Below are 24,897 nucleotides of genomic sequence, written 5' to 3' on the forward strand. Positions count from 1 at the left end.
TCACGGGGTAAAACTGTGAGCCCGCCGCTCGACGCCCAGACGACGGCGCGCGCGGACGCCGTCCTGTCCCGCCTGCAACTGCTGGTCACGCGAAAGCTCGACGGGCTGTTGCAGGGGGACTACGTTGGGCTGCTGCCCGGGCCGGGCACCGAGGCGGGGGAGTCGCGGGAGTACCGCCCCGGCGACGACGTGCGCCGCATGGACTGGCCGGTCACGGCGCGCACCACGCTGCCACACGTACGGCAGACGGTCGCCGACCGCGAGCTGGAGACCTGGCTGGCCGTCGACCTGTCGGCCAGCCTCGACTTCGGCACCGCGCAGCACCTCAAGCGTGACCTGGTCGTCGCCGCCACCACCGCGCTGGCCCACCTGACCGTCCGGGGCGGCAACCGGATCGGCGCCGTGGTCGGCACCGGTTCGATGCTGCGCCGGCTGCCCGCCCGCCCCGGCAAGAAGGAAGCGCAGGGCCTGGTGCGCGCCATCGCGCGTACCCAGGTGATGCCCGGCCGAAGCGATCTGGGTGCCCTGGTCGACATGCTCAACCGCCCGCCGCGCCGGCGGGGCGTGGCCGTGGTGATCTCCGACTTCCTGGCGCCGACGGAGCAGTGGGAGCGGCCCGTGCGCAAGCTCGGCGTGCGGCACGACGTCCTCGCGATCGAGGTGGTCGACCCGCGTGAGCTGGAGCTGCCCGACGTCGGCGTGCTGACCCTGGTCGACCCGGAGAGCGGCGCGCTGCACGAGGTGCAGACGTCCGACCCCAAGCTGCGCCGCCGGTACGCCGAGGCAGCCGGCGTGCAGCGCGCGGCGATCGCCCAGGCGCTGCGCGGTGCCGGCGCCGCACACCTGCGCCTGCGCACCGACTCAGACTGGCTGCTGGACATGGTCCGCTTCGTCGCCGCCCAGCGACACGCACGCACCCGAGGAACGACGCGATGATCCGTTTTCTGCAACCGTGGTGGTTGCTGGCGCTGCTGCCGGTGGTCGCGATCGCCGGCGCGTACGTGTGGCGGCAGTTCCGGCGCCGGCAGTACGCCGTCCGGTTCGCCAACCTGGACCTGCTGCGCACCCTCGCCCCGAACGGTCTGGGCTGGCGGCGGCACCTCGCAGCCGGCGCGTTCCTGATCAGCCTGCTGGCGCTGGCGACCGCCATGGCCCGCCCGTCGGTCGACCGCGAGGAGCCGCTGGAACGGGCCACCGTCATGCTCGCCATCGACGTGTCGCTGTCGATGGAGGCCGACGACGTGGCGCCCAGCCGCATCGAGGCCGCGCAGGAGGCGGCCAAGCAGTTCGTGCAGGAGTTGCCGGCCACGTACAACCTGGGGCTGGTCTCGTTCGCCAAGTCGGCCAACGTGCTGGTGCCGCCGTCGAAGGACCGCGCGGCGGTCACGGCGGCGATCGACGGGCTCACCCTGGCCGAGGCGACCGCCACCGGCGAGGCCGTCTTCACCTGCCTGGAGGCGATCCGCTCGGTGCCCGCCGACGGCGCGCAGGGCGTACCGCCGGCCCGGATCGTGCTGCTGTCCGACGGCTACCGCACGTCCGGCCGGTCGGTGGAGGAGGCGGCCTCGTCCGCGTCCGCGGCGAACGTGCCGGTGTCGACGATCGCGTTCGGCACCGACGCGGGCGTGGTCGACATCGGCGGGCAGCTGCAGCCGGTACCGGTCGACCGGCTGGCGCTCGCCCAACTGGCCGAGACGACGCAGGGCTTCTTCTACGAGGCCGCGTCGGTCAGCGAGCTCAAGCAGGTGTACGAGGACATGGGCAGCTCGATCGGCCACCGGGTGGAGCCGCGGGAGGTCACCCAGTGGTACGCCGGGTTCGCGCTGCTGTTCGCCTTGGTGGCGGGCGGCATGAGTCTCTTGTGGACGTCCCGGCTCCCCTGATCTCGGGTTGCTCTCGTCTGTGGCGACTAATTGCCCCTGGAGGGGTAATTAGTCGCCACGGTCGGGCTGCCAGCCGGCGGCGACCAGGGCGGCGCGCATGTCGGCGACCACCTCGTCGGGGCGGTGGCGCAGCGCCCAGCCCGGAAACCGCAGCAGCCGCTCGCCGGCGATGGCGATCTCGTTGTGCTGGCGCATGTCGGCGTACCAGGCTTTGACGTCCATGTGCTGGGCGCCGTCGATCTCGACGTGCACGCCCCACTGGTCGAAGTAGACGTCGCGGTATCTACGGCGGCCGTGGCGGTCGGTGCGCGCCACCTGTCGGGACGGCTCGGGCAGTCCGGCGCGGCGGCACAACCGGGCGAAGTCGACCTCAAAGATGGATTCGGCCCCGCCGGCCGCATCCGACGCGGCGGCTACGATCACCTGCCGGCGGTGCAGGCGGGGCATGCGCGCCAGCGCCGGTTCGACGTCCACGAGACCGACCAGGCGCTGCTGGAAGCAGGCGGCGACGATCGCGACGGCGTCCTCGTCGGTGCGGGCCCACTGGGCGGCGTCCAGCATCGACCGCGCCGGCATCGTGCACGGCGGATCGCCGGCGGGGTGCCGGTCTTCCAGAGGGATGCGCCGGGTGCGGTGCACGAGCACGCCGGGCGGCGGGTCGGTGTCCCGGCGGTGCGCGCCGACGAGGACGTGGATCGGGCGGGTCGGGAAGCCCCGCAGTCCACCACCCGCCAGCGCGGACAACCCCGCGAGTGGGGCGGCGCGGCCGCGGCCCACGGCGAGAGCGGCGATCCAGCGGCGCTGATGCTCGGTGACCGGCCCGTTGTGCGTCACGTACACGGCCAGATGCGCCACCCGCCAACGGCCGCTGGCCAGCCGGTGCCGGATCGCCTTGTCCGACATGTAGCGCAGGGCCTGGCGCCGGCTGATCACTCCGTCCTGGCGGAAGAGCAGGAATTCCAGATCGCCCGCCTGGTCCGGGCGGAACGGGTGGATGTCGTCGACTGTGCGGTATGCCATGGAGACGAGTGTCATCGATGGGTCTGACAGTCGTCTGTGGTGACTAGTTGCCCTCCAGGGGCAATTGGTCGCCACGATCACACGAGTACGAAGAGGACGATGACCCAGGCGGCGGCGAGGGTGAAGCCCAGCGGGGCAGCAAAACGGTTCATGGCGGTTCTCCGATGGCGACAGGCACAACGGCACACCCGGCATTACGCCGAGACCTTGCGAAGGAAGGGAGAGACCAGTCAGCTCAGCTGACGCGCGGCCCGGCTATGACTAGGGGGATCGCTATCTCGCACAGCGATCACCTCCAGAGGTCGTCCGGGCTCAGAACCGTCCGCCATCTTACACCCAAGTGACCCGTGGGACGCACTTGGCCGATTGGTCGAGGTGTGCTGTCCGGCCAGCCGGCACAGGGCCACCAGCACGACGGCGAAGGCCGGTAGCCAGGCCGCGCGCGCCGCGGCCCAACCCAGGTCGCCGGGCGTGGTGTGCAGGCCGGGGAGGGCTCTTCCGCCTGCCAGCCAAGCGGATCCGGTGACCACCACGATGAGCGCGCTCTGGTGCCAGAGGTAGACCGGCATGGCCGCGCGGTTCAGCAGGCCCGCGAGCCGGGGCGTGCGGCGGCGGCTCAGCCAGGGGCGGGCGAGCAGGGCCAGTCCTATCTGGGCGGTGGCGAGCGCCAGGGTGAACAGTGACGGGGGATACAGGTTCGACCGCCCGGCGCCCGGTACGCCGACCGCGCTCGCCGGATAGTCCAGCACCAGCACGAGGACGGCCATTGCCGCGGCACCGCCGATGGCCAGCACCGGACCGGCGCGGTGCGCGGTGAGGCGCCCGGTGGCGAGGGCGACGCCGAGCGCGTACGGCACCAGCCAGGCGGCCACCAGCGTGAGCGGGAGGCTGCCGAGGCCGGCGTCCGCCACGGCGACCACGGCGATCGCGGGCGGTACGGCGGCGAGGCCGGCCCACCGCAGCGGGCCGGTGAGCGCGATCAGGGCGGCGAACGGCAGCAGGAACCACAGTGGACTGATGGCCAGCTTGCCCACCGTGTGCAGCGTGACGTCCGGTACGCCGGCCGCGGTCGCGGCGAGGAGCACGGTGGCCCACAGCGCGCAGAAGCCCGCGACCGGTGGTACGAGCTTGACCAGCCGCCGCGGCGCTGACGTGTGCGACCGGGCGGCCGCGTACCCGCCGGCGAAGAAGAACAGTCCGAGGGTCTGCAGTACCCAGGTGGCCGGCGAGAGCCAGGGCATGGCGGCCAGCGGGCTCGCCTGGGACAGGTCGCCGCCTGGCGCCAGCACCAGCCCGGTCACCAGCCAGTGTCCTAACACGACACCCGCGATAGCGACGGCGCGGGTCGCGTCGATGGCTCGATCCCTCATCGCGTGTCGTTTCCGACCAGGCTGGCGACCGCCGTCAGCGTGGCGGAGCCGGGGGAGAGGTAGCCGTCGTGGCCCACCACGCCGCCGGTCGGCAGGATGCGGGCGCCGAACGACGGGTCCGTCGGGTGCACGCCGTGTCCTAAGTGGATGATACGGATCCCCGGTACCCAGCGGATCCAGTCGTCCGGGGCCTGCGCCGCCCAGACCCGGGCCCGCGTGTGCAGGCCGGCCACGTCGTCGGCGCCCATCCCCGGCGCGCCCAGGGCCACCAGGTCGGTCACCTGGGGCGGGAGGTCCGCCGCGGCGAACCCGATGACCACCGCGCCGTAGCTGTGGCCGATGAGGGTCACCGCCGCCCTCGGGCGGAACGCGACGAGCGCGTCGACGTACCGGTCGAGCGCCGCGGCGCCCTGCCGGGCCCGGCCGTCCTGGGCCGCCGCGATGCCGAGCCCTTCCGGCGGTTCGTACCCGAGCCACGCCACCACCGCCACCCGGGTCGAGCCCGCGGCGGCGTACAGGGAGCGGGCCATCGCGCCGGTGGTGCGGTCGAGGTTGCGCGGACTGGTGCCCACGCCGGGCACCAGCACCACGATCTCGTCCGCTGTGGACAGTTCGCCGACGACGCGAGTGGCGGCCGGCGTGGTGCCGGCCGGGTCGTGCGGGGGCGCGATGAGCGCCGCGCAAAGGGTGACCGCAATGACGCCGTACCGAAGCATGCCCGAAGCGTGCGCCGCCGGTGGCCGGTACGGCGTCTGGCCGCGGACCGATCCTCGCGTGCTACCGGGGTGCTACTCGCCCGCGGCGACCAGACCGGACTCGTACGCCAGGACTACCGCCTGGGCCCGGTCGCGGAGGTTGAGCTTGGCCAGGATCCGGCCCACGTGCGTCTTCACGGTCTGCTCGGCGACGACCAGGTCGGCCGCGATCTCCCCATTGGACAGTCCACGTGCGATCAGGCGGAGCACCTCGGTCTCCCGGGGGTGAGGGCGCCCAGGACCGTGGGGCGGGGCCGCGAGCGGCTGGGCCGGGCCGCGAACTCGGCGATCAGCCGCCGCGTGATCGACGGGGCGAGGAGCGCGTCGCCGCCGGCGACGACGCGCACCGCGTGCACCAGGTCGGCGGCCGGCGCGTCCTTGAGCAGGAAGCCGCTGGCGCCGGCCCGCAGCGCCTCGTACACGTAGTCGTCCAGGTCGAACGTGGTCAGGATGAGCACCCGCGGGCGCTCGCTGCCCGGGGGCCGGTCGCCCACCAGGCGCCGGGTCGCCTCCAGGCCGTCCAGCACCGGCATCCGCACATCCATGAGTACGACGTCCGGGTCCAACCGCCGGGCCGCGGTGACCGCGTCGGCGCCGTTGGCCGCGTCGCCGACCACCACCAGGTCCGGCTGGGCGGCCAGGAGCGCGCCGAAGCCCTGCCGCACCATGGCCTGGTCATCGGCGATCAACACTCGGATCATGGGGTCTCATTGTCGTCGTACGGCAGCCGGGCCGCGACCGCGAACCCCCATCGGCGGTCGGTCCGGCGGTCAGCTCGCCGCCGAGCAGGCCGACGCGTTCGCGCATACCGGCCAGGCCGTGGCCCTCGCCCGGCTCGGCGTCGGCGGCCGGCTGCGTCGCCGGTCCGTTGTGGATCCGCAGGCTGAGGTCGCTGGTCCAGGGCCGGATCTCGACCCGGACGGCCGCGCCGGGCGCGTGCCGGCTGGCGTTCGCGAGGGCCTCCTGCACGATCCGGTACGCGGCGAGCCCGACCGCCTCGGGTGGCTCCGCGCCCTCGGCGACGTCCAACTCGGCGGGCACCCCGGCGCGCAGGGTGGCGGCCACCAACTCCGGTACGTCGGCCAGGCCCGGCTGCGGCGCCTTGAGCGGCTCGGCGGCCTCGCTGCGCAGCACGCCGAGCAGCCGGCGCATGTCGGTGAGCGCTTCCCGGGCCGCGCCGGCGATCGTGGCGAACTCCTCGCGTACCGGCTCGGACAGGTCGCCGAGGCGGTACGGCGCGGTCTCCGCCTGCACCGCGATCATCGACATGTGGTGGGCGACCACGTCGTGCATCTCCCGGGCGATCCGGGTGCGCTCCTCCAGCACGGTGCGGCGGGCCTTTTCCAGGTCGCTGACCTCGGACTGCTCCGCGAGGGCCTGGCGGGTGACCAGGTTGCGGCGTACCAGGGTGCCGATCACGAGCACCACCATGAACAGCAGTGTCACGCCGGCCTGGTCGGGCTGCGGCACGAAGATCAGGATCGGCACGAACGAGAAGAAGCCGATCCAGGCCAGCACCGGCCGGTCCACCCGTGCCGCCACGACGAGCAGCACCAGGATCATGACCAGGACCTGGACGGGGCTCCAGGGCACGGCGTCGCCGGAGTCCACGTTGAAGGTGCCGAACAGCTCCCCGACCAGCAGCAGCCGCCAGGCCAGCAGCGGGCGGGGCAGCAGGGCGGCGAGCGGAACGACGCTGAGCAGGGCCAGCAGCCAGGCGCTGGGGGTGGGCAGATACCGGCTGCCACGCAGGTACTCGGCCGTCACGATGACGAGCACCAGCAGCAGGAGCAGCCCGAGGCCGGGCGCGACGGCGGCGATCCGCGGCGACCGCAGCCGCAGCTGGATCGGCGGATAGTCCGGCCCGAAGAACGTGCGGCGGAACGCTTGGCCGGCGCCGCGAAGGAACGTACCCACGTGCAGCAGGTTACGGCGGGTAACCGCAGGTGTCGTACCGCTGCGGTGTGATCCCGGGCGTCATACCCCGGTAGTGTCTGGGCCGTCGGAACGAGGACTGGAGGGACCGAGATGGCCCGGACTGTGCTGGTGACCGGGGGCAACCGGGGGATCGGTCTGGCGATCGCGCAGGCGTTCGCCAAGCAGGGCGACCGCGTCGCGGTCACGCACCGGGGCAGCGGCGCCCCCGCCGACCTGTTCGGGGTCCAGTGCGACATCACCGACTCGGCGGCCGTCGACGCGGCGTTCACGGCGGTGGAGGCCGAGCTGGGGCCGGTCGAGGTGCTGGTCGCGAACGCCGGCATCACGGACGACACGCTGCTGATGCGGATGTCCGAGGAGCAGTTCACCCGGGTGCTGGACACGAACCTCACCGGGGCGTTCCGGGTGGCCAAGCGGGCTACCGCGAAGATGCTGCGGGCCCGCTGGGGTCGGATGATCTTCATTTCCTCGGTCGTCGGGCTGTACGGCGGGCCCGGCCAGATCAACTACGCGGCCAGCAAGGCCGGCCTCGTCGGCGTCGCCCGGTCCATCACGCGCGAACTCGGCAGCCGTAACATCACCGCCAACGTGGTCGCGCCCGGCTTCGTCGAGACGGACATGACCGCGGTGCTGCCCGACGACAAGAAGACCGAATACCTCAAGGCCATCCCGGCCGGCCGGTTCGCCACGGCCGACGAGGTGGCCGGCGTGGTGACCTGGCTGGCGGGCGACTCCGCCGGCTACGTCTCCGGTGCGGTCATCCCGGTCGACGGCGGTCTCGGAATGGGCCACTGATTCAGGAGGAGAACAGCACGTGTCAGGACTGCTCGCCGGCAAGCGGCTGCTCGTCACCGGCGTCATCACCGACCAGTCGATCGCGTTCTCCGTGGCGAAACTCGCCCAGGAGCAGGGCGCCCGGGTCGTGCTCACCGGCTTCGGCCGGCTGTCGCTGGTCGAGCGGATCGCCAAGCGGCTGCCCGACCAGGCGCCCGTGATCGAGCTCGACGTGTCGAACGCCGAGCAGCTCGACGGCCTGGCCGACAAGGTGCGCGGGCACGTTGACGGGCTCGACGGTGTGGTGCACTCCATCGGCTTCGCGCCGCAGAGCTGCCTGGGCGGCGGCTTCCTGAGCGCACCCTGGGAAGACGTGGCCACCGCGCTGCACGTCTCGACGTACTCGTACAAGTCCCTGGCGATGGCCGCGCTGCCGCTGATGCGGCCGGGTGGGTCGATCGTCGGCCTGACCTTCGACGCGCAGTTCGCCTGGCCGGTGTACGACTGGATGGGCGTGGCCAAGGCCGGCCTGGAGTCGGCGTCCCGCTACCTGGCCATGCACCTGGGCAAGCAGGGCATCCGCAGCAACCTGGTCTCGGCCGGCCCGCTGCGCACCATGGCGGCGAAGTCGATCCCGGGCTTCGAGCAGTTCGAGGACGAGTGGGTCAAGCGGGCGCCGCTGGGCTGGGACCTCGGCGACCAGCAGGCGGCGGCCAAGGCGTGCCTGGCGCTGCTGTCCGACTGGTTCCCGGCGACCACGGGCGAGATCGTGCACGTGGACGGCGGGTTCCACGCGGTGGGAGCGGCGTAAACCGTGTACGACGCGCTGCTGCTGGTTTCCTTCGGCGGGCCCGAGCACCCGGACGACGTGCTGCCGTTCCTGGCGAACGTCACCCGCGGCCGCAACGTCCCGCCGGAGCGGCTGGCCGCGGTGGCCGAGCACTACCAGCACTTCGGCGGGGTGTCGCCGATCAACCAGCAGTGCCGGGAGCTGATCGCGGCGATCGACCGGGATTTCGACCTGCCGGTCTACTGGGGCAACCGGAACTGGCACCCGCTGCTGGCCGACACCGTGTCGCAGATGCGCGACGACGGCGTCAGGCACGCGCTGGCGTTCGTCACCAGCGCGTACGGCGGCTACTCGGCGTGCCGGCAGTACCTGGAGGACATCGCGGCCGCCCGGGCGGCGATCGGCCCCAGCGCGCCGATGATCGATAAGCTGCGGCACTTCCACGACCACCCCGGGTTCGTCGAGCCGCACGCGGACGCCGTACGGGCCGCGGCGGCCAAGCTCCCGGCCGGGGGAAACCTCCGGCTGGTCTTCACGGCGCACTCGATCCCCACCTCCATGGCGGCCAGCGCGGGCCCGGAGGGCGGCCTGTACGAGGCGCAGCTGCTGCAGACCGCGGCGCTGGTGTCAGAAGCGTCCGGCCTGGACCTGCCGTGGGACCTGGTCTGGCAGAGCCGCAGCGGCCCGCCGCACGTGCCGTGGCTGGAGCCGGACGTCAACGACCATCTGGAGGCGCTGCGCGACAAGGGCGTCACCGGCGTGGTGGTCAGCCCGATCGGGTTCGTCTCGGACCACCTGGAGGTGATCTGGGACCTGGACAACGAGGCCGCCGGCACCGCGAAGCGGCTCGGGTTGGACTACGCCCGCGCGGGCACTCCCGGCACCGACCCGCGGTTCGTCCAGATGGTCCGCGATCTTGTGGCGGAACGGGTGAGCGGTGTGGCTCGCCCGGATCCGTGTTCGGCTGGGTGCTGTTCTCTCGGTAAGGGGACCCGTTCGTGAGTACTGACCGTCGCAAACCCATCGAGAGCTGGCTCACCGACATGGACGGCGTGCTGGTGCACGAGGGCCAGCCGGTGCCCGGCGCGCCCGAGTTCGTCAACCGCCTGCGTTCGTCCGGCAAGCCGTTCCTGGTGCTCACCAACAACTCCATCTACACGCCGCGGGACCTGCAGGCGCGGCTGAGCCGGATGGGCTTCGAGGTGCCCGAGCCCGCGATCTGGACGGCGGCGCTGGCCACCGCCCAGTTCCTGGCGGACCAGCGGCCGGGCGGCACCGCGTACGCGATCGGGGAGGCCGGGCTGACGACGGCGCTGCACGCGGTCGGCTACATCCTCACCGACTTCGCGCCGGACTACGTGGTGCTCGGGGAGACCCGCACGTACAGCTTCGAGGCCATCACCAAGGCGGTCCGGCTGATCAACGACGGGGCCCGGTTCATCTGCACCAACCCCGACCCGACCGGCCCGTCCACCGAGGGCGCGCTGCCGGCCGCCGGCTCGGTGGCCGCCATGATTTCCAAGGCGACCGGCGTCGAGCCGTACTTCGTGGGCAAGCCCAACCCGATGATGATGCGGTCGGCGTTGAACAACATCGAGGCGCACTCCGAGACCACGGCCATGATCGGCGACCGGATGGACACCGACGTGCTGTGCGGGCTGGAGGCGGGCCTGGAGACGATCCTGGTGCTGACCGGCATCAGCACCCGCGCCGAGGCCGAGCGCTACCCCTACCGCCCGTCCCGCATCGTCGACTCGGTCGCCGACCTGATCGACGAGATCTGAGCGCTCGACGCGCGGATCAGCAGCTCCACCGGGTGCACCCGCTCGGTGCCCGTCGGCGTGTCGCCGCGCAGCAGCTCGAAGAGCAGGTCGGCGCAGGTCGCCCCGGCCTCCCGGGGGCGTAGGTCCATCGCGGTGATCGGCGGGTCCGCCGAGCGCATCGCCGGGGTGTCGACGCAGGACGCCAGCAGCAGGTCGGCGCCCACCGTACGGCCCGCTTCGCGCAGCACGGGCAGGATCTCCGCGGCGGCGCCGGCGGTCGCGCAGACGATGGCGTCCACCTCCGGCGCCGCCGCGAGCAGCGCGCGCGCCGCCGCGCGCAACTCGTCCGCCGAGGCGTCAAACGCGACGGTACGCGCGACCGCCGGCACGCCGTACCGGGCGCACCAGGCGCGGTAGCCGCGCTGCACGCTGGCGCCCCAGTCGCTCTCGTCGCCGGCCGCGATGATGGTCGGCCGGGTCGCCCCCGGGCGCGCAGGTGCTCGAGGATCTGGCCGACCACGGTGGCGTGCTCGGAGCGTACGACGCCGTCGGCCCGCGCGGTGCCGGGAAAGCGCTCGCAGGTGACCGTGGGCAGGCCGGCCGTCATGAGCCGCTCGACGACCGGGTCGCCGCCGAGCGGGTCGCCGAGGACGAGGCCGTCGACCCGGGGCGCGTGCCGGGTGGCGGCCCGGCGCTGCCCGGACGTGATCAGCGTGACGTCGTAGTCGTAGTCGGCGGCCCGTTCCACCACACCGAACACAAAGGACATGTAGTAGGTGGAGCGGGTCAGGACGGCCGGTACGTGCAGCCCGATCGTGCCGGTGCTGGCGCGGCGCAGGTGGCGGGCCGACCCGTTCGGCACGTAGCCGAGCGCCTCGGCCACCTGGACCACCTTGGCGCGCGTACGCTCCGACACCCGCCCGGAGCCGGTGAGGGCGTCCGACGCGGTGGTCTTCGACACGCCCGCCCGCTCGGCGACGGTGAGTAGGGTGACCGGCTCCTCTACGCGCACGCTCCGATCGTAAGGTGCCCGCCAAGATCGCGATGATCAGGGAGTAGCTCCCTCGGCACGCCGCGAAACGCCCGAGCTAGTCCCTGATCAACTCGGCCCTGATCAACTTCCCGTGAGGGGGGCGTTGCAGGAGGCGACCAGGGCCATCCGGCAGGCCAGTACGAGCGGGCGGAGCGCATCCGTGCGTTCGTGGGCCTCGTAGGCGTTGACGGCCGAGCCGGGGGAGGCGTGTTCTGCCAGGGCCAGGACGCGGTCCAGGACGCTGGCTCTGGCGAAGAGGCGCCTCGCCCGCGGGTCGAAGCCGGGCGGCAGGTCGATGCCGGCGTCCGGGCGGCGCAGGGCGGCCAGCGCGCCGGCCAACTCGGGCCGCCACTGGGCGACGTCGAGGCGGGTGAGCCGCGAGGTGGCCTCGGCGAGGGCGGTGGACAGCTCGGCCTCCGCCTCCGCGGTGCCGGGCTCGCTGTGCGCCCTGGTCGGCGCCGGCAGCGCGAACACCCGCCACAGCACGGTCTCGAACGTCACGCCCGAGCCGGACGTGTGGCTGCGCACCTCGGGGATGAGGCCCAATTCGCGCGCCACGACGGCCTCGCCCGCGACGAGCGCGGCCCCGGCGAACGGGCCGGGACCCGGCAGCCCGCGCGGATCCCCGGGCGCGGGCAGGACCAGTCTGATCTCGTCGGGCGGCAGCTTCGACAGGGACGGCAGCGCGTCCCGCAGCGGTACGTCGGTCCAGGTGCCGGGCGCGTCCGCGACGAGGTGCTCCTCGTCACCGGCGATCTCGTCGGCGACCTCGTCGAACGGCACCAGTCCGGCGCGCCACGCGCGTACCCACGCGACGAACCGGGTGGACCGGCGAGCCGCCAGGGTCGCCGCGCCTGCTGCGGGAGACATGCGGCAAGAGTACGTGTTGCCCGCTGCGCTGTCTCGGGTGCGGCGCGTCTGCGTGGTGCACCGCACTGGCGCGGCTAGCGTGCGAGGGCATGTATGGGGAGGACGTACTGGCGGGGAACTGGCGCCGCCGCAAGACAATTCCGGAGGTAGACGCGGAGCTCGACCTGGTCGTGGAGGATGCCGGCTCCGGCTTCTGCGGCGCCGTGGTCGGATTCGAGTACGGCGCGGTCGTACTCGAGGACCGGCACGGCAAGCGGCGCAACTTTCCCTTGGCACTGGCCGCGTTCCTGCTCGACGGCCAGCCGGTGACGCTGCGCAAGCCGGTCCGTCCAACAGGGACCGCCGCGCGCCGCCGTACCGCGTCGGGGTCGATCGCGGTCGACGGGGTGCGCGCGCAGGTGGCGAAGGCCAGCCGCATCTGGGTCGAGGGCATCCACGACGCCGCGATGGTCGAGCGGATCTGGGGCGACGACCTGCGGATCGAAGGCGTCGTCGTGGAACCGCTGGACGGGATCGACGCGCTCGCCGAGGCGGTACGGGATTTCGGCCCTGGGCCTGGGCGCCGGCTCGGCGTACTGGTGGACCATCTGGTGGCCGGGTCCAAGGAGAGCCGGATCGTCGCCGCCGTGACCTCGCCGCACGTGCTGGTCACCGGTCACCCGTACGTGGATATCTGGCAGGCGGTCAAGCCGGAACGGCTCGGCATCCGCGCCTGGCCGGTGGTGCCGCCGGGTCAGCCGTGGAAGGAGGGCGTGTGCGCCTCCCTGGGGTGGCCGACCCGGCGGCGATGTGGCGCCACATTCTGTCCAAAGTGGATAGCTACAAGGACGTGGAGACTCCGCTCATCAACGCGATGGAGCGGCTCATCGACTTCACGACAGAGTGATCGAGCCGTCCGCCACCGTGATGGTCTGAGCCGCCAGAGGGCTCGACGCGGGGCCGCCCAAAACTGAGCCATCGGTCAGCGAGAACGTGCTGTTGTGACACGTACACGTGATGGCGCTCGTGTCGATCTTGGCGACGGGGCAGCCCTGGTGGGTGCAGATCGCGCTGAAGCACTTGAAGTCGCCCTCGGTGGGCTGGGTGACCACGACCTTTTCCGCCGTGAAGATCTTGCCACTGCCGACCGGGATGTCGGAGGTGCTGGCGAGGGCGTTGGACGAAGACGAGCCGCTGCCGGAGTCGGCCGCCGCCGAGGAGGACGTCGCGGATGGAGCCGACGACGTGGCGGTGGAACTGCCGGAGTCGGTGGACGTGGACGCGGCGGTGTCGTCGTCGCCACACGCGGCGAGGAGGCCGACGGCTCCGACGCCTACCGCTCCGGCGGCGAGCACTTTACGACGACCCACGAGGTTTGGTTGAGCGTTCACCTTCATGGCGGCCAAGCATTGATGGTCCGGCTGGGCCTACCCTGTGCCGAACCTGTGGATCCGCTGAAAGTCCCAGGTCAGGCCAGGTGATCTGGATCCCGGCTGAAGACAAACGTGGCGATATCGAGCGCCTCCACGCCGCCCGCCGGGTCCCGCCGTACCAGGAGCGTCTCGCCGTCGTTCAGGCCGGCATGGCCGCGCCACCGATCCGGACCCTCGGGGACGAACCGCCACGGTTCCCGCCCGAGCCGGGTGATCACCAGCTCCTCGCCCGCGCCGGCGGTCGCGTCGTGCGGGATGCCCATCCACCACCAGCGGCCGCACAGCTCGGCGACCGCCGGCCCGGGCGGGCCCGCGGGCTGCCACGCCGGGGCGGCCGGCGCCGGCTCCCGGGTGAGCACCTCGTCGAGCACCGCCAGGCCCAGCGAGCCGATCGGAAAGCCGTACGTGTTGGCGTACGCCACGACGCCGGTGCGCGAACGGCGGTGCACGGCCAGCAGCGCGACGTACCCCGGCATGGAGCCGCCGTGCCCGACCAGGACGCGGTCGCCGCGGCGGTAGAGCTCCAGTCCCAGGCCGTGGCCCCCGCTCCAGGACTCCAGATCGCCGATCGCCACCGGGGCGGACATCTCGGTGAGCGTGTCCGGCGCGAGCACCTCCGGCACCGGGTCGGCCAGGAACGCCGCCCACTTCGCCAGGTCGGTGACCGTCGACCAGAGCTGGCCGGCGGGGGCCATCGCGCCGGTGTCGGTGCGCGGCTCCTCCAGCAGGGTGCCGTGCAGCGGGTGTACGACGTACCCGGGGGCGAACGGCTCGTGCGGGTGGTACGTCGTACGCAGCATCGACAGCGGCGCCAGCACCCGGTCGGTCACCAGTTCGATCCACGGCTTGCCGGTGACCCGCTCCAGCACGGCACCCAGCAGGCCGTACGCCAGGTTGGAGTAGTGGTACCTCCGATGTGGAGGAAAGGCCAGCTTGTCCGGGGTGAGCCCGGCCAGCAGGGTGTCCACGTCGGTGCCGGTGGTCCGCTCCCACCAGCCGGCGCTGTCCGGCTCGCGCTGCAGGCCGGCCGCGTGCCCGAGCAACTGGCGCAGCGTGACGCCGCCGACCGGCGTACCGGGGAGGTGGCGGTAGAGCAGGTCGTCCAGCGCCAGCCGGCCCTCGTCGCGCAGCTGCATGATCAGCACGGCGGTGAGGGTCTTGGAGATGGACCCGATCCGGTACTGGGTGCCCGCGGCGGGCGCCGGGTGCTCGCCGGCCCCGGCGATGTACGCCACCGTGCCGTCGCGGACCACACCCACCACGACCGAGGGTGCCCGCCCGGCGGCCTGGGCATCGGCGACCAGCACGTCGATCAGCCGGGTCGTCTCCGGTAGCAGCGTCACGTTTGCGTACCTCCTGAAGATGGTCAACGCGCGCGGGTCGCCGACGTTACCGTCTGGCGACTCGCCGCTGGTGCGTGCGCGTGCCACGATCGGGGTGTGGATGCTGTTCTCTGGATCGTTCTGGGCGTATTGCTCGCGGTCGCCGAGATGTTTACGTTCACGTTTGTCCTGATCATGCTCTCCGCGGGCGCGTTCGCGGCCGCCATCGCCGCGGGGCTGGGCGCCGGTGTGCCGGCGCAGGCCGCGGTGTTCGCGATCGTGTCCGCGCTGGCGCTGGTCGCGGTGCGGCCGGTCATCAGAAAGCACCGGGAGTCGATGCTCTCCTCCAGCGACACGGCGCTGGGCGTCTCCGGTGCCCTCGAAGGCTCGACCGGGCTGGTCCTGGAGCAGGTGGACGCCGAGCATGGCCTCATCAAGATCGAGGGTGAGTTGTGGACCGCGCGGGCGTACGACGCCACGCAAGTGTTGGAGCCCGGTGAGCGGGTGCGGGTGATAGAGGTCAAGGGCGCCACCGCCATGGTCTGGCGAGACATCTAGATCAGGGGGTTTGGAATGGAAGTTGTCATTGCGATCGTCGTGGCGTTCGTCGCCCTGTTTGTGGCGATCACGCTGATCCGGGCCGTGCGGATCGTGCCGCAGCAACGCATGTACGTGGTCGAGCGGCTGGGCAAGTACTCGCGCACGCTGTCGCCGGGGCTCAACCTGCTGGTGCCGTTCATCGACCGGGTGTCGTCCAAGGTCGACCTGCGCGAGCAGGTGGTGAGCTTCCCGCCGCAGCCGGTGATCACCTCGGACAACCTGGTCGTGTCCATCGACACGGTGCTCTACTTCCGGGTCATCGACGCGTACGACGCCACGTACGCGATCGCCAACTTCCTGCAGGGCATCGAGCAGCTCACCATCACCACGCTGCGAAACGTGATCGGCTCCCTCGACCTGGAGAAGGCGCTCACCAGCCGCGAGGAGATCAACCGGCACCTGTCGATGGCGCTGGACGAGGCCACCGGCCGTTGGGGCATCAAGGTGACCCGCGTGGAGATCAAGGCGATCGAGCCGCCGCCGAGCATCCGCGACTCGATGGAGAAGCAGATGCGGGCCGAGCGCGAGCGGCGGGCGACGATCCTCGCCGCCGAGGGGCACAAGCAGGCGCAGATCCTCACCGCCGAGGGCGACAAGCAGGGCGCGGTGCTGCGCGCCGACGGTGACCGGCAGGCCCGGATCCTGCAGGCCGAGGGACAGGCCAAGGCCATCCGGACGGTGTTCGACGCGATCCACACTTCCAACCCGAGCCAGAAGGTGCTCGCCTACCAGTACCTGCAGGCGCTCCCGCAGATCGCCAACGGCCAGGCCAGCAAGGTGTGGATCGTCCCGGCCGAGCTGACCAAGGCCCTGGAGGGCCTCGGTGGCGCGCTCGGTGGCCTCGCGTCGGCCGCTGGCGACGAGCCGGTCGTGGCCATCGACACCGGCGATGTCGAGCGCGAGGCGGCCGCCGCCGCGAGTGCCGCCGCGGCCGCCGCGCAAGAGGTCCAGCAGGAGGTCCAGGAGGCCGAGGAGCAGGTCTCGGGTACGTCGGGGCCGCGCGGCCTGCCCGCCCCTGCGCCGGTGTCCCCGTCGACGCTGCTGGACCAGTCCACACCGGAGCGCGCCTGACATATCCGGCTTTCTCTTCACGAACCGGCCACACGGCGCCCCGGCACCTGCCATGATCTAGTTCATCATGGTTGTGCCGGGGCGCCGGCGCGTTCCGGCCGCGGGGGAAGGCGGTTGGCCATGGCGAACGCCACCAAACACACCCGTCCAGCGGGCTCGACCGTGCGCTCGGCGCCCGTGCGGGTGGTCTCCCGAACAGACGCGGGAGTCGCGGTCGTGGCGGCCGCCGCGCCCGAACACTCCCATCTCGGCCCGGTCACCAACGCCACGTGGGCCTGGTCGGTACGCCGCTTCGCCCGTTCCCTGATGTGGACCCTCCCCGCGTACGCGGTCGCGTACGGCGCGATCACCCTGGGCCGGTTCGACGGCGGCGGGCCCGCGCCGTACCTGGAGAACGGCCTGATCCTGCACCTCGTCGGCTGGATCGTGGCGGTGTGGCTCGGGCTCATGGCCCTGGTCGCGGTGGCCGGCCTGCTGGCGGCGGCGCGCAGCCGGCGTTCCGCCGCGATGGGGCTGATGATCGGGCTGACCGGCGCGGCGCTGTCGCTCCCGTTCGCCGCCCTCCCCGAGGAGACCCGCGTGTACGGCGCGGACGCCCGCATGCTGGCGCTGGCCGGCGCGAGCGTCTACAGCCTGGGGTGGCTGGTGTCCGGCTGGGCCGTGGCCCGCTCGGGGCTCTTCACCGTCTCGGACGGCCTGATGCTGATGATCGCCGCACCGATGGTGGGCATCGCGGGCCTGCTGGTCGGCCCACTCCAGACGGTCGGCGCCATCTTCATGCTGGCCGCCGGCATCGGCATGGCCTGGACCGCCGGCCGACTGGTCCCCAGCATCCACGGAGCGGCCGCCTCAGCCGGCGCCCGCGCCGTAGCCGCCCAGGTAGCCGCGACCGGCGGTCTCGCCCACTGACCCCCGCCCGCAGGGGCGGGGGAGAATGCCGGGGTGGAGGTCGTTACGGATCCGGGGGATCCGCGGATATCGGACTATCGGGCGCTGACCGATGTGGAGCTGCGTACGCGGTGGGAGCCGCCGCACGGGCTCTTCATCGCCGAAGGGGAGCTGGTGCTGCGGCGGGCGCTGCGGGCCGGCTACCGGCCCCGGTCGTTCCTGCTCGACGAGAAGCGCCTGGACCAGTTCGGGGACCTCCAGCAGGCCCCCGTGTACGCCGCCAGCCAGGACGTACTCGAAAAAGCGACCGGTTTCCACGTACACCGTGGCGTGCTGGCGTCGTTTCACCGGCGTGCGCTGCCGGCGGCGGACGAGGTGCTCGCGGCCGCGCACCGCGTCGCGATCCTGGAGGACGTCAACAACCACACCAACCTCGGCGCGATCTTCCGGGGCGCGGCGGCGCTCGGCGTGGACGCGGTGCTGCTGTCGCCCAGCTGCGCGGATCCGCTGTACCGGCGCAGCGTCCGGGTGAGCATGGGTGAGGTGTTCGCGGTGCCGTACGCGACGCTGGCGCCCTGGCCGGAGGCCCTCGACAAGGTCAAGGCCGCCGGCTTCACCGTCCTGGCGATGACCCCGGCGCCGGACGCGGTGCCCATCCAGAAGGTCGGGCCTGTCCGGGCGGCGCTGCTGCTGGGCGCGGAGGGGCCGGGGCTGTCCAGGGCCGCACAAGCAGCCAGCGACGTGCGGGTCGTCATCCCCATGCGGCGCGGGGTCGACTCGCTGAACGTCGCCGCGGCGGCCGCCGTCGCGTTCTGGGAACTCGGTAGGGACGATGTTCCCGACCGTCCGTGAGGTGATCGGGCTCGACCCGGTCCGGCACGGCGAGCCCCGCGTGGTGGCGGGGGAGGCCGGGTTGGACCGGCCGGTGCGGTGGGTGCACGTGGCCGAGGTGCCGGACATCGCGTCGCTGCTGCGCGGCGGGGAGCTGGTGCTGACCACCGGCATCGGGCTGCCGGCGGACGACGCGGGGGTGCGGGCGTTCATCGCGGACCTGGCCGACGTGGGCGTGGCGGGGCTGGTCGTGGAGCTGGGCCGGCGCTACACCGGCAGCGTGCCCAGGGTCATGATCGCGGCCGCCCAGCGTCGCGGCATGCCGCTGGTGGAGCTGCGCCGGGCCACCCCGTTCGTACGGATCACCGAGGCGGTGCACGCGCTCATCGTGGACGCCCAGCTCACCGAGCTGCGCGCGACCGAGGAGATCCACCAGCGGTTCACCGAGCTGTCGGTCGAGGGCGCCGAGCCGGCCGAGGTGGTGCATCAGGCCGCTGAGCTGGCCGGCTGCCCGGTCGTGCTGGAGAACCTGTCCCGCCAGGTGCTCGCGTACGACACCGCCGGGGACAGCGCCGAGCTGCTCCTGGACGGGTGGGAGCAGCACTCGCGGCGGATCCAGCCGGCGGGGCGCACGGCGTTCGACGCGGACGCGGGGTGGCTGGTCACCACCGTGGGTGCCCGCGGGCAGGACTGGGGCCGGCTGCTGGCGCGCTGGCCCGGCGACGGCGCCCCGCCCACCCGACTGTCCATCCTGCTCGAACGCGCCGCGTCCACCCTCGCGCTCGGCCGGCTCATCCGCCGCGACGCCGAGGGCCTCGAACGCCAGATCCACCACACCCTGCTCACCGCCCTGCTCGACCACGCCCAGCCGGTGGACGAGGTGGCGCTGCGGGCCCGCGCGCTGGGCGTACCGCTGGACCGGCGGCACCTCGTGGGCGTCGTGGTCCGCCCCCGCGAGGACCCGGACGCGGTGCAGCTGCGCGACCTGGCCGAGGCGGTCAGCCACGCGCTGCGCGAGGCCAAGCTCACCGGCCTGGCCAGCGCGCTCGACGACCACGCCGTGGGCGCGCTGATCGCGCTGCCCGGCGCCGCCGCCGAGGATCAGTCGCTGTCCGCGTTCGCGTCCGCCCTTCATCGGGTACGCGGGGAGGCCCCGCCCGCCGTGGTCGTGGCCGCGGGGTCCCGGGTCGAGACGCTGCGGGAGGCCCGGCGTTCGCTGGTCGAGGCCCGGCAGGTCGCCGACGCCGCCCGGCACGGCCGGCGGGACGTGCCGGTGTTCCGGCTCCCGCACGTCGGGCTGGCCGGGCTGCTGCACCTGCTGCGGGACGAGCCGCGGCTGCAGACGTTCGTGGAGCGGGAGCTGGGCGGGCTGCTCGCGTACGACGCCCAGCACCCGCGCGAGCGGCTGCTGGGGACGCTGCGGGCGTTTCTGGACAGCGGGCGGAACAAGTCCGCCGCCGCGGCGGCCGCCCATCTGTCCCGGCCCGCGCTGTACGAGCGGCTGGCCCGCATCGAGCGCATCCTCGGCGTGAACCTGGACTCGGTGGACGACAGCCTGTCCCTGCATGTGGCCCTGCTCGCCCTCGACGCCGTCCGGGACCGAAACATGAAACATTGACGCTTTTCCCGATGGGTCGTTTACTACTGGGTAACAATCCATCGAAAGGACGCGCTATGCGCTCACCGAGGAAAAGCGCCCTGGCCGTGGCGGCTCTGCTCCTGAGCACGCTCGTCGTCCAGACCGGCTCCGCACCCGCGCAGGCGGCGGCGCTGCGCAACGTGCTGCTGGTCGGCAACGCGTACGGCGGCACCGTCAGCTTCATCGACGAGACGACATTCGCGAACCTGGGCACCCTCAACGTCATCCCCGACCTGCAGCAGCGCATCAACGAGATGAGCCTGGTCGAGCGGACCGCCTACGAGATCGTCCGCGCGGAGAACGGCGACAAGTTCGTCGACGACATGTTCGTCTCGCCCGACGGCCGCACCATGTACGTCTCCCGCGCCAACCTGCCCGACGTCGTCGCCATCGACCTGGTCACCCACCGCCAGGTGTGGCGCTTCAAGCTGGAGGGCTACCACGCCGACCACATGGCGATCTCGCCCGACGGCAGCAAGATCGTCGTCTCGGACACCACCGTGAACGAGGCACAGGTGATCGACGCCCGCACCGGCACGGAGGTGGCGGAGTTCCCGACCGGCAGCTACCCGCACGCCAACGACTACTCGCCGGACGGCACCAAGCTCTACAACTCCAGCATCGGCATGGTCTCGCTGCCGCAGTGGATGGAGTGGGCCAAGGGGCCAGGCAGCTCACCGTCGTGGACCCCACCACGTTCAAGGTCACCCGCGTCTACACCTTCGACCACGGCGTACGCCCGGCCGTCTTCACGCCGGACAACAAGACCATGTACGCCCAGCTCTCGTACCTCAACGGCTTCATCGAGTACGACCTGGTGAACGGCAGGATCGTACGGACGGTCACCATGCCGTACAGCGCCGAGGGGCAGGCGATGAGCCCGGACGACTACCCGGGCAACTCGGCGCACCACGGGATGGCGATGTCCGGCGACGGCACCAAGCTCTGCATGGCCGGCACGATCGACGACTACGCCGCGATCGTGTCCCGGCCGGGGCTGAGCACCGACCGGATCATCCCGGTGGGCGACATTCCGTACTGGACGCAGACCAGCACGGACGGCAGGTACTGCTACGTGTCGCTGAGCGGTGCCGACCAGGTGGTGGTCATCTCCTACGCGACCTCGCAGATCGTGGCGCGCGTACCGGTCGGCGACTTCCCCCAGCGGGAGCGCAACCAAAAGGTCACCGAGGAAGCCATCGCGGCCCTCTAGTCGAGCACCTTGGCGTAGCCCGGCGGGACGAAGTGGGGCCCGCCGGGGACGAAGACGTCGGAGCTGGCGGCGGCGGTCCACGCGGCACCGGGGACTGCTGCCGCCAGCTCCGACACCACAGGTGCGCCCGCCCATTCCGCGCCGTCGCGCAGCAGGGACAGGGCCACCAGCGACTCCTCGACCTCGCCGACGCACTCGAACGGCTTGTGCCCGTCGAGGCCGAGCAGTTCCTTGTACCCCGGGATCTGGGTCGGGTCGGCCAGCAGGTCGGCGCCGAAGATGCCCACCAGCCGGGCCCGCGGCATGAACGGGGCCAGCGCCAGGAAGACGAACCGGCACTTCGGGCAGTGGCCGCACCACCGGGCGCTGGCGTCGTGCAGCTTGAACGCGGCGTTGCAGCTCGTGACCACGTCGTCGTACGCGGTGATCGACGCGAACGACCGGGCGATGTGCAGCTCGGACCGGGACCGCAGCAGCGAGAAGTACGGGTCGGCGAGGCCGGCGTGGGCGGTCAGGGCGGCGCGCAGCAGCCCTTCGGCCTCGACCCCCTTGGACCACTGGTGGTTGATCTCGTGGCCGTTCCAGAGCAGGTTGGGGTCGGACGCGGAGCGCTCGTTCGACATCACCACCGGGCCGAGGCCGTGCAGCACCGCGGTCGCCACCGCGATCAGCGAGTTGATGGCGGTCACCGGGATGTGCCCGTTGAGGGCGCCGGCCGCGTTCAGCTCGAAGAGCCTCGGGTCGAGCTTGCGGCGGGCGGCCAGCGGGGTCAGCCCGGAGGCGGCGAAGACCGAGTCGATCACCCAGTTGGGGTTGACCGCGAACGGCACCGGGTCGAGGCCGGCGTGGCGCAGGGCCTCCAGCGTCACGATCGAGTCCTTGCCGCCGCCGACGGCGCTCAACGGCCTACCGTCCCGGCCGGCCACCGGCTCGGCGGGGACCGCGGTCGGTGCCGACACCGACAGGGACAGCACGTGCGGGAGGTCGTTGCGGTAGGCGTACTCGGCCATGCCCTTGGAATAGACGGCGTTGAGGAACGCGACGGCGGGTGCGCTCAGCGGGGTCGTCGTCACGACCTCCGGCGGGGCGCCGACCTTGAAGTAGCTCACCCCGGCGACGAGGTGCAGCAGCTCGAGCACGCGGTGGAAGGCTTGCGGAGGCTCGCCCGCCGGCAGCGCAAACGTCACCGTCTCGGTGAACGCCAGGTCGTCGAGCTCGTAGGGCAGCGCCGCCACGCCGGTCGCCGGGTCGAACGACAGCGCGGGAAAGGACAGTCGCCGGTACTGGGTTTCGAGCACAGGCAATACTAGCTATGTGCGCCTATCTGACCTGCGGGACCGTTCCGTGGCTGTGTGGGGATCCGGCCGCGAGGGTGTGGCCGCCGCCGCGGCGATCGCGCCCGTCGGGCCGGCGGACCTGGTCGCGGTCGACGACACCCTCAACTTCCTGGCCCTGGACTGGGCGCAGAGCCGGGCCCGGGACGTGCCGCTGATCACCGGCGACGGCTGCTTCGACGCGCTGATGGGCGCCGAGGTCATCGTCCGCTCGCCGGGCATCGGGCAGACCCACCCGTGGATCATCGAGGCCCGTCGCCGGGGCATCGAGGTGACCGGCGGCACCGCGCTGTGGATGGCCGACCACGCGGGCGCCACCGTCGGCGTGACCGGCAGCAAGGGCAAGAGCACGACCACCACGCTCATCCACCACCTGCTCGGCGGGGTGGGCCGGCCCGCGGTGCTCGGCGGCAACATCGGCACCGCGCCGCTCGACCTGCCGCCGGCGCAGCAGTACGTGCTGGAGCTGTCCTGCTACCAGTGCGCCGACCTGGCGGACTCGCCGCGGGTGGCCGCGCTGACCGCCCTCTTCCCCGAGCACCTGGACTGGCACGGGGGCGAGGAGGAGTACTACCGCGACAAGCTCAACCTCGTCGCGCACGGGCCGGAGCACGTCGTCTACAACGCGGCGGACGAGCGGCTCGCGGCGCGCGTCACCGGCCGCGCGGCCGGGCTCCCCGACGGATTCCACGTCGACGGCGGCCAGGTGCGCTTCCGGGGCGAGCCGCTGTTCGCGCGTACGGTGCTGGGGCTCGTGGGCATCCACAACGAGCGCAACCTGTGCGTGGCGCTGACCGTGCTCGACTCGCTCGGCGTGGACTGCGTCGCCGAGCGGGACGCCCTGGCCGCGGCGGTGTCGTCGTACCAGCCGCTGCCGCACCGGCTGACCGAGATCGCCGACCCGTCGGGGCTCACGTTCGTCGACGACACGCTCGCCACCAGCCCGTACGCCTCGATGCACGCGATCGACGCGTACGAGGGGCGGGCGCTGACGGTGATCGTGGGTGGGACCGACCGCGGGCTGGACTACACGCCGCTGCGCGACCATCTGGCCACGCGCACCCTAACCGTCATCGGGATCCCGGACAGCGGGGCGCGCATCGTCGAGACGCTCGCCGACCTGCCCGGCGTACGCACCGAGGTGGCCGAGGATTTGGTCGCGGCCGTACGGCTGGCGCGCAAGCTGACCCCGGTGGGCGGCGCGGTGCTGCTGTCTCCGGCGGCACCCAGCTACGGGCGGTTCCGCAACTTCGAGCACCGCTCCGAGGTCTTCCTCCAGGCCGTACGCGACACCGCCTAGGACGCCTTGTTCAGTTGCTCCTCGATGGCGGCCCGCTCCTCCGGCGTCGCCGGGCGGCTCTGCGGCGCGGGCGGTGTGATGCGCGCCGAGCTCACCTGCTCGATCGACGTGAGGAAGTCGGCGATGTCCAGCGCGCCCTTGCCGGCCAGTGCGGCCCGCTCGGCGGCGGCGACGATGACCAGCTTGACGTCCCGGCCGCTGAAGTCCTCGGTGGCTGCGGTGAGGGCCTCGACCGCCACATCGGGCGCCAGCGGCAGCGCGGGCACCAGCAGCTTGCGCCAGATCTGCAGCCGGGTGGCCTGGTCGGGCAGCGGAAAGTGGAAGTGCCGGACCCGCGACTCGAACGCGCGGTCGTAGTTTTCCACCAGGTTGGTGGAGAAGACCACCACGCCGGCGAACGCGTCGAGGCAGAGCACGATCTGGCTGCGCATCGAGTTGATCGCCTGCTCCGAGCCCTGGGTCACGTTGGTCAGGCGCCGGGACAGCAGCGAGTCCGCCTCGTCCACCAGTAGCAGGGCCCGCTGCTGCTCGGCCGCGTGGAAGGCCGCCTTGATGTTCTTCGGGCCGTCACCGTGAAACTTGCTCTCCAACTCGGCGTACCCCGCCACGATCACGTTGAGGCCGAGCCGGTCGGCGATCGCGTGGGCGGCCAGCGTCTTGCCCGTACCCGGTGGGCCGTGCAGGTTGAGCGCGGTGCTGGGCGACGGCTCGATGGTCCGCAGGCCCCACTCGTCGTAGATCTTGCCGCGCAGGCGGATCGCCTCCGCGGCGGTGAGCAGCGACTCGTTCAGCGGATCGGGCAGGACCAGTTGGTCGAACCGGAACCGGGGCGGCACGGCCTGGTACCGGCCGGCGCGTTCGGCGGTGGAGACGTCTTCGTCGCCGCTCCGTGCACGGTCGTTCTTCCTCACCGATGTGCGTAGGACGCTCACCGGTCCTACCGACACGACCGGCGCCGAGCGGGACATCTGGGCTATCTCGCGGTAGGCGTTGTGCAGCCGGCTGCGCGCCACCGCCGCGACGCGCTCCGGCACGTCCTCGGGAATGCCGCTGATCGCGATGGCGTCTTCGTGCGCGGTCGGGAACATTTC

24 protein-coding genes and 3 pseudogenes are annotated in these 24,897 nt (G+C 72.3%); 15 read left to right on the plus strand and 12 right to left on the minus strand.

Annotation, left to right across the window (positions count from 1 at the left end; all coding sequences use genetic code 11):
• The first annotated feature begins 15 nt into the window (after positions 1-15).
• Positions 16-936 carry a DUF58 domain-containing protein gene (locus Prum_RS31200; RefSeq protein WP_173079721.1) on the plus strand — a complete coding sequence of 307 codons (921 nt, stop codon included), beginning with the start codon at positions 16-18 and terminating at the stop codon, positions 934-936.
• Positions 933-1,883 carry a VWA domain-containing protein gene (locus Prum_RS31205; RefSeq protein ID WP_173079722.1) on the plus strand — a complete coding sequence of 317 codons (951 nt, stop codon included), beginning with the start codon at positions 933-935 and terminating at the stop codon, positions 1,881-1,883. Before Prum_RS31200 ends, Prum_RS31205 begins: the two co-directional genes overlap by 4 nt.
• A gap of 48 nt (positions 1,884-1,931) precedes the next feature.
• On the opposite strand, the gene Prum_RS31210 is transcribed toward Prum_RS31205, so the two are convergent.
• From Prum_RS31210 to Prum_RS31230, 5 genes and pseudogenes are all read right to left on the minus strand, one after another.
• Positions 1,932-2,903: a putative endonuclease domain-containing protein gene (locus Prum_RS31210; RefSeq protein WP_173079723.1), complete on the minus strand. Its 972-nt coding sequence runs from the start codon at positions 2,901-2,903 to the stop codon at positions 1,932-1,934.
• Positions 2,904-3,133: 230 nt separating this feature from the next.
• Positions 3,134-4,273: an acyltransferase family protein gene (locus Prum_RS31215; protein ID WP_173079724.1), complete on the minus strand. Its 1,140-nt coding sequence runs from the start codon at positions 4,271-4,273 to the stop codon at positions 3,134-3,136.
• Positions 4,270-4,989, minus strand: a complete 720-nt coding sequence (locus Prum_RS31220) for an alpha/beta hydrolase (protein WP_173079725.1) — start codon at positions 4,987-4,989, stop codon at positions 4,270-4,272. Before Prum_RS31220 ends, Prum_RS31215 begins: the two co-directional genes overlap by 4 nt.
• 72 nt (positions 4,990-5,061) lie before the next feature.
• Positions 5,062-5,729, minus strand: a pseudogene (locus Prum_RS31225) (response regulator).
• Entirely contained in the window at positions 5,704-6,945 is a 1,242-nt protein-coding gene (locus Prum_RS31230; RefSeq protein ID WP_218577408.1) for a sensor histidine kinase, read from the minus strand. The pseudogene Prum_RS31225 and the gene Prum_RS31230 overlap by 26 nt, the downstream one beginning before the upstream one ends.
• A 111-nt stretch (positions 6,946-7,056) precedes the next feature.
• On the opposite strand from Prum_RS31230, the gene fabG reads away from it, so the two are divergent.
• The 4 genes from fabG to Prum_RS31250 are packed head-to-tail and all read left to right on the plus strand — an operon-like array spanning position 7,057 to position 10,314.
• Positions 7,057-7,761, plus strand: a complete 705-nt coding sequence (gene fabG, locus Prum_RS31235) for a 3-oxoacyl-ACP reductase FabG (RefSeq protein WP_173079726.1) — start codon at positions 7,057-7,059, stop codon at positions 7,759-7,761.
• 19 nt (positions 7,762-7,780) lie between these two features.
• Positions 7,781-8,551, plus strand: coding sequence for an enoyl-ACP reductase FabI (gene fabI / locus Prum_RS31240; protein ID WP_173079727.1), 771 nt, complete (start codon positions 7,781-7,783; stop codon positions 8,549-8,551).
• A gap of 3 nt (positions 8,552-8,554) precedes the next feature.
• A complete protein-coding gene (locus Prum_RS31245; RefSeq protein WP_173079728.1) occupies positions 8,555-9,532 on the plus strand; it encodes a ferrochelatase in 978 nt (325 codons plus the stop codon).
• Positions 9,533-9,573: 41 nt separating this feature from the next.
• Positions 9,574-10,314 (plus strand): HAD-IIA family hydrolase, encoded by a 741-nt coding sequence (locus tag Prum_RS31250; protein ID WP_173084354.1) that lies wholly within the window; start codon positions 9,574-9,576, stop codon positions 10,312-10,314.
• On the opposite strand, the gene Prum_RS49815 is transcribed toward Prum_RS31250, so the two are convergent.
• The 3 genes and pseudogenes from Prum_RS49815 to Prum_RS31260 form a co-directional block, all read right to left on the minus strand.
• A complete protein-coding gene (locus Prum_RS49815) occupies positions 10,260-10,874 on the minus strand; it encodes a substrate-binding domain-containing protein (protein ID WP_218577764.1) in 615 nt (204 codons plus the stop codon). The two genes, Prum_RS31250 and Prum_RS49815, sit on opposite strands and share 55 nt — an antisense overlap.
• A gap of 332 nt (positions 10,875-11,206) precedes the next feature.
• Positions 11,207-11,305, minus strand: a pseudogene (locus Prum_RS55255) (hypothetical protein); the annotation flags it as partial.
• Between the two features lie 102 nt (positions 11,306-11,407).
• The gene (locus tag Prum_RS31260; protein WP_173079729.1) at positions 11,408-12,196 is read right to left on the minus strand and encodes an Rv1486c family protein; all 789 of its coding nucleotides are present in this window, start codon (positions 12,194-12,196) and stop codon (positions 11,408-11,410) included.
• A 203-nt stretch (positions 12,197-12,399) separates the two neighbouring features.
• Between Prum_RS31260 and Prum_RS31265 the strand changes: the two are divergent.
• Positions 12,400-13,082: pseudogene (locus Prum_RS31265) on the plus strand (DUF3097 family protein).
• On the opposite strand, the gene Prum_RS31270 reads toward Prum_RS31265, so the two are convergent.
• Positions 13,069-13,545, minus strand: coding sequence for a Rieske (2Fe-2S) protein (locus Prum_RS31270; protein ID WP_246278206.1), 477 nt, complete (start codon positions 13,543-13,545; stop codon positions 13,069-13,071). The pseudogene Prum_RS31265 and the gene Prum_RS31270 overlap by 14 nt on opposite strands.
• Before the next feature lie 98 nt (positions 13,546-13,643).
• Complete coding sequence (locus Prum_RS31275) at positions 13,644-14,951, minus strand: serine hydrolase domain-containing protein (RefSeq protein ID WP_173079731.1); 1,308 nt, start codon at positions 14,949-14,951, stop codon at positions 13,644-13,646.
• A 96-nt stretch (positions 14,952-15,047) separates the two neighbouring features.
• Between Prum_RS31275 and Prum_RS31280 the strand changes: the two genes are divergently transcribed.
• The 7 genes from Prum_RS31280 to Prum_RS49825 all read left to right on the plus strand — a co-directional run bounded on the left by Prum_RS31280 (position 15,048) and on the right by Prum_RS49825 (position 21,172).
• Positions 15,048-15,488 carry an NfeD family protein gene (locus Prum_RS31280; protein ID WP_173079732.1) on the plus strand — a complete coding sequence of 147 codons (441 nt, stop codon included), beginning with the start codon at positions 15,048-15,050 and terminating at the stop codon, positions 15,486-15,488.
• A 15-nt stretch (positions 15,489-15,503) separates the two neighbouring features.
• Positions 15,504-16,601 (plus strand): SPFH domain-containing protein, encoded by a 1,098-nt coding sequence (locus Prum_RS31285; protein WP_173079733.1) that lies wholly within the window; start codon positions 15,504-15,506, stop codon positions 16,599-16,601.
• Positions 16,602-16,721: 120 nt separating this feature from the next.
• Positions 16,722-17,510, plus strand: a complete 789-nt coding sequence (locus Prum_RS31290; RefSeq protein ID WP_173079734.1) for a hypothetical protein — start codon at positions 16,722-16,724, stop codon at positions 17,508-17,510.
• 33 nt (positions 17,511-17,543) lie between these two features.
• Positions 17,544-18,341, plus strand: coding sequence for a TrmH family RNA methyltransferase (locus Prum_RS31295; protein WP_173079735.1), 798 nt, complete (start codon positions 17,544-17,546; stop codon positions 18,339-18,341).
• Entirely contained in the window at positions 18,322-19,938 is a 1,617-nt protein-coding gene (locus Prum_RS31300) for a PucR family transcriptional regulator (RefSeq protein ID WP_173079736.1), read from the plus strand. The genes Prum_RS31295 and Prum_RS31300 overlap by 20 nt, the downstream gene beginning before the upstream one ends.
• 56 nt (positions 19,939-19,994) lie before the next feature.
• Positions 19,995-20,780, plus strand: coding sequence for a YncE family protein (locus tag Prum_RS31305; protein WP_218577409.1), 786 nt, complete (start codon positions 19,995-19,997; stop codon positions 20,778-20,780).
• A complete protein-coding gene (locus Prum_RS49825; RefSeq protein WP_218577410.1) occupies positions 20,729-21,172 on the plus strand; it encodes a YncE family protein in 444 nt (147 codons plus the stop codon). The genes Prum_RS31305 and Prum_RS49825 overlap by 52 nt, the downstream gene beginning before the upstream one ends.
• Here Prum_RS49825 and Prum_RS31310 read toward each other — a convergent pair.
• Complete coding sequence (locus tag Prum_RS31310) at positions 21,169-22,470, minus strand: MurL-like N-terminal domain-containing (protein WP_173079737.1); 1,302 nt, start codon at positions 22,468-22,470, stop codon at positions 21,169-21,171. The genes Prum_RS49825 and Prum_RS31310 overlap by 4 nt on opposite strands.
• A gap of 16 nt (positions 22,471-22,486) precedes the next feature.
• On the opposite strand from Prum_RS31310, the gene murD reads away from it, so the two are divergent.
• Positions 22,487-23,806: a UDP-N-acetylmuramoyl-L-alanine--D-glutamate ligase gene (murD, locus tag Prum_RS31315; protein WP_173079738.1), complete on the plus strand. Its 1,320-nt coding sequence runs from the start codon at positions 22,487-22,489 to the stop codon at positions 23,804-23,806.
• On the opposite strand, the gene Prum_RS31320 is transcribed toward murD, so the two are convergent.
• Positions 23,803-24,894, minus strand: coding sequence for an ATP-binding protein (locus tag Prum_RS31320; protein ID WP_173079739.1), 1,092 nt, complete (start codon positions 24,892-24,894; stop codon positions 23,803-23,805). The two genes, murD and Prum_RS31320, sit on opposite strands and share 4 nt — an antisense overlap.
• Between the last annotated feature and the right edge of the window lie 3 nt (positions 24,895-24,897).

Origin of the sequence: Phytohabitans rumicis, assembly GCF_011764445.1 — a bacterium.
Taxonomy (GTDB): domain Bacteria; phylum Actinomycetota; class Actinomycetes; order Mycobacteriales; family Micromonosporaceae; genus Phytohabitans; species Phytohabitans rumicis.